Below are 8,168 nucleotides of genomic sequence, written 5' to 3'. Positions count from 1 at the left end.
GTGCTCTTCCGATCTACGCGAGCCCTTCAAGAAGATGCTTCTGGGGCGACCGACGGAGTAAAAAAACCACCTTGTCCATCGCTATGGTAGCCTACCAGCACAGACACAACTGCAAACGCTCATTGTGGCAGTCGAAGGGACCAGGATGGCGGAATGGCGGACTATAAGGCGGCTACGAATTCACCAGCCAGGCCAGCGTATCCACCCCGTCCGGCTTCCAGGAAATCGATGGTTGCTGGGCCTTGCCAAGAAGTTCCGTTTGATTTTCAAGGCCCTGTATTTCCACGCCGGGATGGGCAATATAGACACTCTGCAATTGCCTCTCATACTGTTCTGCTAACTCCGCTACCGTCTCCTCATCTCCCTGCACCCAGTAGCTGACAAAATCACGGTCGAACTCAAGCCCCCCTTCCTGCAGAAGAAAATGATCAAGCCACAGCTGGGGACGTTCTACAGCCTCGTTATAGGCATACTGCTGTCTAAGCCCGGGTGGCGGTATGAGATGCTGGGGATTTTCCAGCCAGAAGGAATGAACAGCTTCCTGGAGCTCACTTTTGATCTCATCCAGCGAATAGCCCGATACCACCAAAGCCACCGACCGGCAGCCCTTTCCCCCGTAGCGGAAGATCCCTTCCACCAGATCCTCGATCACACGCTTCTCTTTTCGATCCAGGAAGGCCATCGAGAAGTGGGCCGTCCGGATGAGGTAGCGGCAATCCTGGCCGGCAAGATTCCATTTCCGAATGGCTTCCCTAACGCCCGGCACCGATGATTCGGATCCCGCAAAGATGATGGCATCGTTTTGCATACCCTCAAAATCATCCAGACGGTGCGCCCACTGCACATTGACGCCGGTCCATATCGCTGTCTTCTTCACCTCATTCAAAAAAGTCGGGAGCAGGTAAGGGTCCTTGCGCGAAATTTTACCCGTATAGCGGGAACCGCTCAGCAGCGTGCTGAACGCATCCTGGAACCCCACCAACGGCAAATTTCCGGCGTGAAGGCATAGCACATTCTGATGCTGTGTCCGCCCGTGATCATACCCGCCGTTTAATCCAGCCTCCCCGGCCCACGCCTGTATCGCTTCCCTGTCAATGCTTTTTTGAATGGCATCGATGGCAAATTGCACATCCTCAAAACTGAAATAACCCTCCTGAACGGTCCGGTCAATAGCATCCATCAGGTAATGGTTGTCCGCTTGAAGCCAGCTCTGCGTGGCTTCAAGCAGGGTCGTTATGCGTTTTTCTATATCTGCCATACCTTAAAAAAAATTAATCCTCGTCAATCAGGAAATTACAACCCCGCAGATCTTTCGGGTTCCAGCGTCCCAGTACCCGGAACCGGCCCTTGCTGTCCATAATCCCTCTGTCGCCTGTAAGGAGAAACGGGCAACTGTACACATTGGCCAGATCGATAATGCCCAGCAGTCCCTCTTCATAGGGCGGCAACACTTCATCCGGATCACCCGAATTCCGGACAGTGACCCGCATCCAGGGCACCGTCTTAAACCATTTACCCCCGCTGGCATATGCCTGACTCAGCAGCTCCGCCATCCCGTATTCCGAGTGGACCCGGCTGGCATCCAGTCCAAAGCCATTCGCTAACCGCTGGTGCAGCCGATCCCGGGAGATCTCGCGCCGGTGCGTTTTCATGCCACCTGTTTCAATGACAATACTGTTCGAAGGCAAGGGCGTTTGATCCATCTCAAGCAGATCCAGCAGGCCAAAAGCCGCCCCAAAGAGGATGAGCTGCTTGCCCCTTTCCACAATCACCCGGATGGCGTCCTCATCCAGGGACTCGCCCAACGGCAGAAACCGGCTCAACCCGGTGGAGTCCCGGTCGACGAGTGTCCGGATCATGTAGATCAGTGAAGAATGGGGGTTTTCGGCATAGCCCGGCGTATAGCCCCATATAACCGATCGCTCCAACGGATAAAACCGGCGGAACCCCTTTAACAGCGACTGCTCGTAAAGTCCCGCGTCCGCCACATAATGTACGCTCCGTTTCATGCCGGAGGTGCCGCTGCTTTTAAATACAAGGTCAGCTTTGGCAGGGGGACGGGTTGTCACCTCCGCATCCTTAAAGGCCTTGAGGGGAAGCAGGGGAGCCGCTGAAACATCCTTTTCCATTGCTTTTGGAATCCCGGAATCCAGCGCCTTGCAGTATCGCCGATACACCGGGTTTTGCTCCACCTGGTACTCAAAGACCTGTCTCGCTTTTTCTTCAAACGAGAGCTCATCCGAAAATATAATATCAGACCAATTTCTCATCAAAACTGAATATCAGGTGTAATCATGATAGGGCCATGCTATACCAAAATGCACTGCCTCGACAAGGCTTACCGGCAGGTGCATACTTACTTCAGACCCACCCTTTCAAAGATCCGGTCGACATTTCGAGTGTGGTGATCGAGGTCGAAGGCTTCCTCGATATCCTCTTCCGTCAGGTTCGCCTGAATCGTCTCATCCGCCTCCACGAGGTCACGGAACATCCTTTGCTCCTCCCACGCCTGCATCGCCAGCGGCTGGACCGTATCGTACGCTTTTTCACGCGACATTCCTTTATCGATCAGCATATGCAATACCCGCTGGGAGAACGTCAGGCCATACGTCTTGTAAATGTTGTCGTGCATATTGTCTTCGAAGATAGTCAGCTTCTCCACGACCCCCGAAAAACGATTGAGCATATAATCCAGCAAAATGGTGGCATCCGGCAGGATGATGCGCTCGACGGAGGAATGCGAAATATCCCGTTCGTGCCAGAGTGGGATATTTTCGTAGGCCGACATCATATAACCGCGCAGCACGCGCGAGCATCCCGAAATATTTTCAGAACTCACCGGGTTACGCTTGTGGGGCATAGACGAGGATCCCTTTTGTCCCTTCCGGAAAAACTCTTCGGCCTCTCGCACTTCACTGCGCTGCAGGTGACGTATTTCGACCGCTATTTTCTCCAGGGTGGATCCGATAAGCGCCAGCGTGGCCACATAGTTCGCGTGCCGGTCGCGCTGCAGGGTCTGGGTGGATACAGGAGCGGCCCTCAGTCCCAATTCCTCACAAACCGACTCCTCCACCTCCGGCGGTATATTGGCAAAAGTGCCCACCGATCCACTCATTTTACCAAACTCTACCTGCCCGGCCGCTTCTTCAAAACGCTCCTGGTTTCGCTTCATCTCGGCATACCAGAGCGCGCATTTGAGCCCAAAAGTTGTGGGTTCGGCGTGCACCCCGTGCGTGCGTCCCATCATTACCGTAAACTTATGTTCCCTGGCCTTCTCTGCAAGGATATCAATAAGGTGCCGGATATCCTTTCGGAGAATCTCGTTGGCCTGTTTCAGGCGATAACCATTGGCGGTGTCCACCACATCCGTTGACGTCAGTCCATAGTGCACCCATTTTTTTTCTTCGCCGAGCGATTCGGAAACAGAGCGCGTGAAAGCCACCACATCGTGACGCGTCTGCTTTTCGATTTCTTTTATGCGGTCGACATCAAAAGAGGCTTTTTCATATAATTTTTTGACGTCCTCTTTGGGAATCTTGCCCAGCTTGCTCCAGGCATTGCAGGCAGCCAGCTCTACTTCGAGCCAGGCTTGAAATTGGTTTTCCAGCGACCATATATCGGCCATCTCTTTGCGGGAATATCGCTCAATCATGACGTTCTGATCCAATAGTTTTGGGATTATCGTGCAGGCCCAAAGATATTGGATTTATTTGTAAAGGAGAAAAGACAAACCGCTTTCCATAGAAAGTGCCCTTTGCGAGGGCCGAGCGTATCTATGATTTGTATTCCCTGCAAGGCTTCGTTCCATTGGTGAGCTCCCTCTGCAAGTGCTGCATCCCCCCGGTCCCCCGGCTCGCAGACGCCGGCACACAGGAGCGTTCTGGTGAACTTTGATAAATAAAAGAAGCCTGGACTGATTTCCACAGCCCAGGCTCGACCCCATACAATACTCTTGGGAAAGAGTACGAATTTTGAGGTTTAGTCAAGGTTTACATTCTTGCTCTCGTTGTTTCATCGTTTTGCTGAATGGCTTATCCCCCCTGCAGATTCAAATTCATTCTTGAAACAGTACGACTCTTCCCAGTGTTCGTACGTACTGATCCTGCGAATCACAGGACCGGCTTTTTATCTTTTTGTCTCATAAAGGCATTAATCCTTTTGTTCTGTCTAAAATGCCTAACCAAAGCATCGTTTTCGTCAATTTTTCCGTTGTTCCAGCGTATATATTTTTTTGTTTTTTCTGTGCTTGACATTCGGTTGGGGAGAGACTTGAATCAGTCTCTCCCTTTACGAATGCTCTCCCAGTAACCTCTCTCTTTTACTTATCGTGTTCTCTCAACTTGATGTCTCTTCTACTTTTACTGCTGCTATCTCTCTGTTATATATTAACTACAAACAGTGTGCCAAAACTATTGACAAGTGATAGAAAATGATACTGCTTACTTGTAATAGGCTCTATTACAATCATTTAACTTATTGTTATTACTATACTTAACAGGTTATATAAAAATATCCGAAGAAAAGGATAGAAGATGGAGCCTTCATTTAATCTGTCAAGGGAGATATCTGCAAAATCATAATGACCAATTATTACACATCGTGTGCGGTTATTTATTACACACCAGGCTCAAATAATTATTCCAGCGCATGTAACCGGCCATTCCCCGCAGTTTTTGGAAGTGCTATCGTTCCATTACCAACGGAGGGTATTCGATTTCACAGGTGGAACCACCGACGAAGAGGGTCGTAGCCGGCAGTGGAGGTATTATCAACCCTAAAAATGACCGGCTGTGAAAATGAGCGCACTGCGGCGGTGGATACGGAGAAACTCCTTTGCTCTTTTTAGCTTGACCAAGGAAGAGTTGTCCGTTTTTGGCCCCAGCACAGCGGAGAAACCAATGGATAGACGAAAAAAACGGAGCCGTCTGAGGTCCGCCCGTAAATGACAGGCACCAGCCCGTAACCAGTGGAAATAAAAAAAGCCCGGGTCGATTTCCACAACCCAGGCTTGCCTCATAAATGCCCCGGGAAAGGGCACGGGTTTTGAGAGGTTTTAAACGGTAACGTTCTTACCTGTAGTCGGCATCTTTCTCTTTCGTTCCTTTGCTGGTATTCTCTAACTGCTCATAGGCATCCCCCGTCTTACGAAACCGGGAACGTTGTTCCTCCAGAAGTTCCTGGGACGATTTAAGACGCCGGCTCCTGCGCTCCGACAATCTTGGTTCAATACTGGCCTTCATAAGGATCACTAATTCTTGTTCAATCCGATCATCGGAATTATAGCCGAAGAGATAGCGCAAGCCAAAGAACCATCCCGGCAGATCCTTGAGCAATGGTATGCCCTTGCGAACTTTAGCATTTTCCGTTCGATACAATCCTGCAATTACGGTAGATTCCCCGTCGAGCAGCAATATTCGGGAATTGGCTTGTTGTTTATTGATTACAGTACTTACCGGGTCGGGCTGGGCAGTTGAACGCTCGGCACTTATTTCCATGTCAACAAAAGTGGAATCTCCCTCGTTGACAATATGAGGCGTAACCGTAAGTATCGTCCCGACACTAAAGAATTGATCCGTTACATTCCCGGCAAAATCCCGCTGTTTTATAGAGAAATCCTGTCCTACCTGGATACGGCCCTCCTCGCCATCCAAAACCTTAATCTCTGGTGTGGCAAGTATTTTACCAAGGTTATTAGCTTCAAAAGCCCTAAACAAAGCTCGTACCTCAATACCACTTCCTGCAATCTCCCCAAAATTGACAATCCCATTAAAAAGGTCCTGGGAAACCTCCTGGGCGGACCTCGAATTGACTTCCACGTATTCATTATTGAAACTGGTCCCCGGCAAGGTCCCGCCTTCACCGCCCCCACCTCCGGAACTCGGATCTATAATTTGCCCCAGGTCGTCTGGACGAGATCCCAAATTGCGGATGGTGCTCCAGTCTACTCCAATCTCACGGAGCGCTCGTTTGTTACCTTCAAAGAAAATGGCCTTGATTCGAACTTCGCGGCTGCCAAAATTATATAAAGCCCCTTCGCCGGCTCTTTTTTCTTCGACTGCTTTACCATACCCGGCCCTTTGTTCCGCCGCAGCAGGCTGAAGTTCAAACAACCGGGAAGTTTCAATCACCTGCAACCCCTGTACATCGGCGATATATTGCAGCCCTTCTTTCCAATACACTTGATTGATTGGAACCCCAATTTCGTCGGTGGTGTTGGTTCGATCGACAATAACTTTTTCGGCATACCGCTGACTGTATTCATTAAGCACACTGACTGCTTCATCAAACGTCATGTTCTTGCTCAAACTAACCAGCTCTTCGGGATTCGTATACTCCCTTACCGGTGTTTCCGTACTGATTTGTGACTTTGCAGTTTGGTGAAAAAGCAGAGATAATGCGTATACCGTCACTGCAATGAAGAGCGTGTGCTTTACTCCTTTAATTCCTGTTGTTATCATTATAATACCCGTGTTATGTATTTTATAATTCCGCCTTTATTCAACCGAAAAGTCACTGAATTTTTATGGGTGTCAACACTAAGAAGCTTCCCCAGGTATACCTCATCGCCGATATAGAGATATTGAATTACGCCATTTTGATCCCGCAGCGAAACAAAATCCTTTCCTACACTTAACAGTTTGCTCGCCTCTACATCCGGAAGATTTTCGTCGTTTTCCATCACATCATGAATCAAGGGATAGAATGAATTGTACGTATAGGCCGGCAGCTCTTGTTTCGGTTCTATGGGGTAATCCTCAAAAATAGCATTCCGATCATATATGCTTTCCAGCTTAAAACTGTAATGCACCCTGCCCAGGTTTTCCACACCGGTCAAAGGTTCAATGGACATCTCTTTGATCTTGAACAATGAAGGTCCGTATTCGATTTGATTTACAAACTGGTTAAAATTTCTATAATAGCCTTCTCCACTGATATCAAATTCCAATAACCCGAAGTTGTCATACTTCGTGGAATCCACGGAAATGAAATTCATATACGTGAAGGCATCATCCTTTCCAAATGAAATTAATGCACTATATACCTGATCGGCATTTTCTGCTTTCACAAGCAATTTCGCATTTTTTTTCACGCCGTCTTTCAACGTCTGATACTTATTCTGCAGGTCCTCGTAGTTGCCCGCTATTTGCTGGTGTTCCAGCAGCGTTTCCGTTTTTTGGACAATCTCATTGTCGAGCCGGGCTATTTCGGTGTCTTCCACCCAATAAAACCGCGACCAGCCGGCGCCGACCATGATAAGCCATACAGCAGCCATTATGAGTGAGTTTCTAATTGCATAGGTCATTATTCTTCCTGTCCTTGCTTATTCTTTGTTTGTATTACCGTCATTCGGGATCTTCTCGAACCTGCTGCCCAGATCCTCTGAAACATTGTTGTAGCCTTTGATCGAAAACTTGTACAGTTTCATCTCTCGCATCTCTACAACAGATACTGCCTGTAAATCGGCCCTGTCAAAAAGATTGGTCACCTGAGGAATTCTGTCCCGCGTCATACTATAACCCTGGAGCATGAATCCGTCTTCAACATGTTTGATCCTTTCTATCCATACATTTTTAATAGACCCCAACCCGTCATTTAATGTTTTAAGCGTTTCGCTCCAGTAGTAGGCCCCCTCACTAAGCGAGTTGAGAAGCTCCATTTTCGTTTGTTCCAACTCGTAAAGCTGCTGGGTTTCGCCGGCCTTTGCTACCACCGGTTCCAAATCCATGATCCTCAATTCTGTACGGAACAACTCTGCATTGTATTCTTCAATCTTATCCTGTTTTTCCTGGTACATAACATTCCATACGGTCGGGGTTACCAGAAGAAGAACCAGCAATATCATTCCGTGCCATCGCAGTTTCAGCATATTCTGGCGTTCACGTACATAAGCGGGCACCATTGAATATTCCCTGAAATTCGGATTTCTGGTCTCGCCTGCTGATAAAGCAGCGCCAATAGCCGAAGTAAATGATGGGCTGACCTCCACGAGATGTTCCGGAATGGTGAGGGTATCCGCTTTAAACTGGAACTCATCTACTGTCACGTCGGGAAACTGCTTCCTGAAATAACGTATGGATGCTCCATTCGGATCAATGTTTGTAATCAGAATCCGATCCAGGCCGCTCAGTTCACCGGTATCCAGCTGGAACAGTATCTTACTGAATAAG

General features: G+C 48.7%; 5 protein-coding genes and 1 pseudogene. All 6 read right to left on the bottom strand.

The features are described from left to right. Positions 1–172: 172 nt before the first annotated feature. The gene (locus tag ACESLU_RS08575) at positions 173–1,258 is read right to left on the bottom strand and encodes an acyl-CoA reductase (RefSeq protein WP_372637915.1); all 1,086 of its coding nucleotides are present in this window, start codon (positions 1,256–1,258) and stop codon (positions 173–175) included. Positions 1,259–1,271: 13 nt separating this feature from the next. Next, positions 1,272–2,270, bottom strand: a complete 999-nt coding sequence (locus ACESLU_RS08570; protein ID WP_372637912.1) for a hypothetical protein — start codon at positions 2,268–2,270, stop codon at positions 1,272–1,274. A gap of 86 nt (positions 2,271–2,356) precedes the next feature. After that, positions 2,357–3,652 carry an adenylosuccinate lyase gene (purB, locus tag ACESLU_RS08565; protein ID WP_372637909.1) on the bottom strand — a complete coding sequence of 432 codons (1,296 nt, stop codon included), beginning with the start codon at positions 3,650–3,652 and terminating at the stop codon, positions 2,357–2,359. A 1,417-nt stretch (positions 3,653–5,069) separates the two neighbouring features. Further along, positions 5,070–6,458, bottom strand: coding sequence for a type II secretion system protein GspD (locus ACESLU_RS08560; RefSeq protein WP_372637906.1), 1,389 nt, complete (start codon positions 6,456–6,458; stop codon positions 5,070–5,072). After that, a complete protein-coding gene (locus ACESLU_RS08555) occupies positions 6,458–7,273 on the bottom strand; it encodes a hypothetical protein (RefSeq protein ID WP_372637903.1) in 816 nt (271 codons plus the stop codon). Before ACESLU_RS08555 ends, ACESLU_RS08560 begins: the two co-directional genes overlap by 1 nt. 48 nt (positions 7,274–7,321) lie before the next feature. After that, positions 7,322–8,168: pseudogene (locus tag ACESLU_RS08550) on the bottom strand (hypothetical protein); the annotation flags it as partial.

The sequence above is a fragment of the Fodinibius sp. genome, assembly GCF_041642155.1.
Classification (GTDB): domain Bacteria; phylum Bacteroidota; class Rhodothermia; order Balneolales; family Balneolaceae; genus Fodinibius.
This window is presented reverse-complemented; position numbering and strand designations above follow the sequence as displayed.

Coding starts and splice junctions, on each gene's coding strand:
- ACESLU_RS08575 (WP_372637915.1), bottom strand. CDS start 1,258: ATGGCAGATATAGAAAAACGCATAACGACCCTGCTTGAAGCCACGCAG.
- ACESLU_RS08570 (WP_372637912.1), bottom strand. CDS start 2,270: ATGAGAAATTGGTCTGATATTATATTTTCGGATGAGCTCTCGTTTGAA.
- purB (WP_372637909.1), bottom strand. CDS start 3,652: ATGATTGAGCGATATTCCCGCAAAGAGATGGCCGATATATGGTCGCTG.
- ACESLU_RS08560 (WP_372637906.1), bottom strand. CDS start 6,458: ATGATAACAACAGGAATTAAAGGAGTAAAGCACACGCTCTTCATTGCA.
- ACESLU_RS08555 (WP_372637903.1), bottom strand. CDS start 7,273: ATGGCTGCTGTATGGCTTATCATGGTCGGCGCCGGCTGGTCGCGGTTT.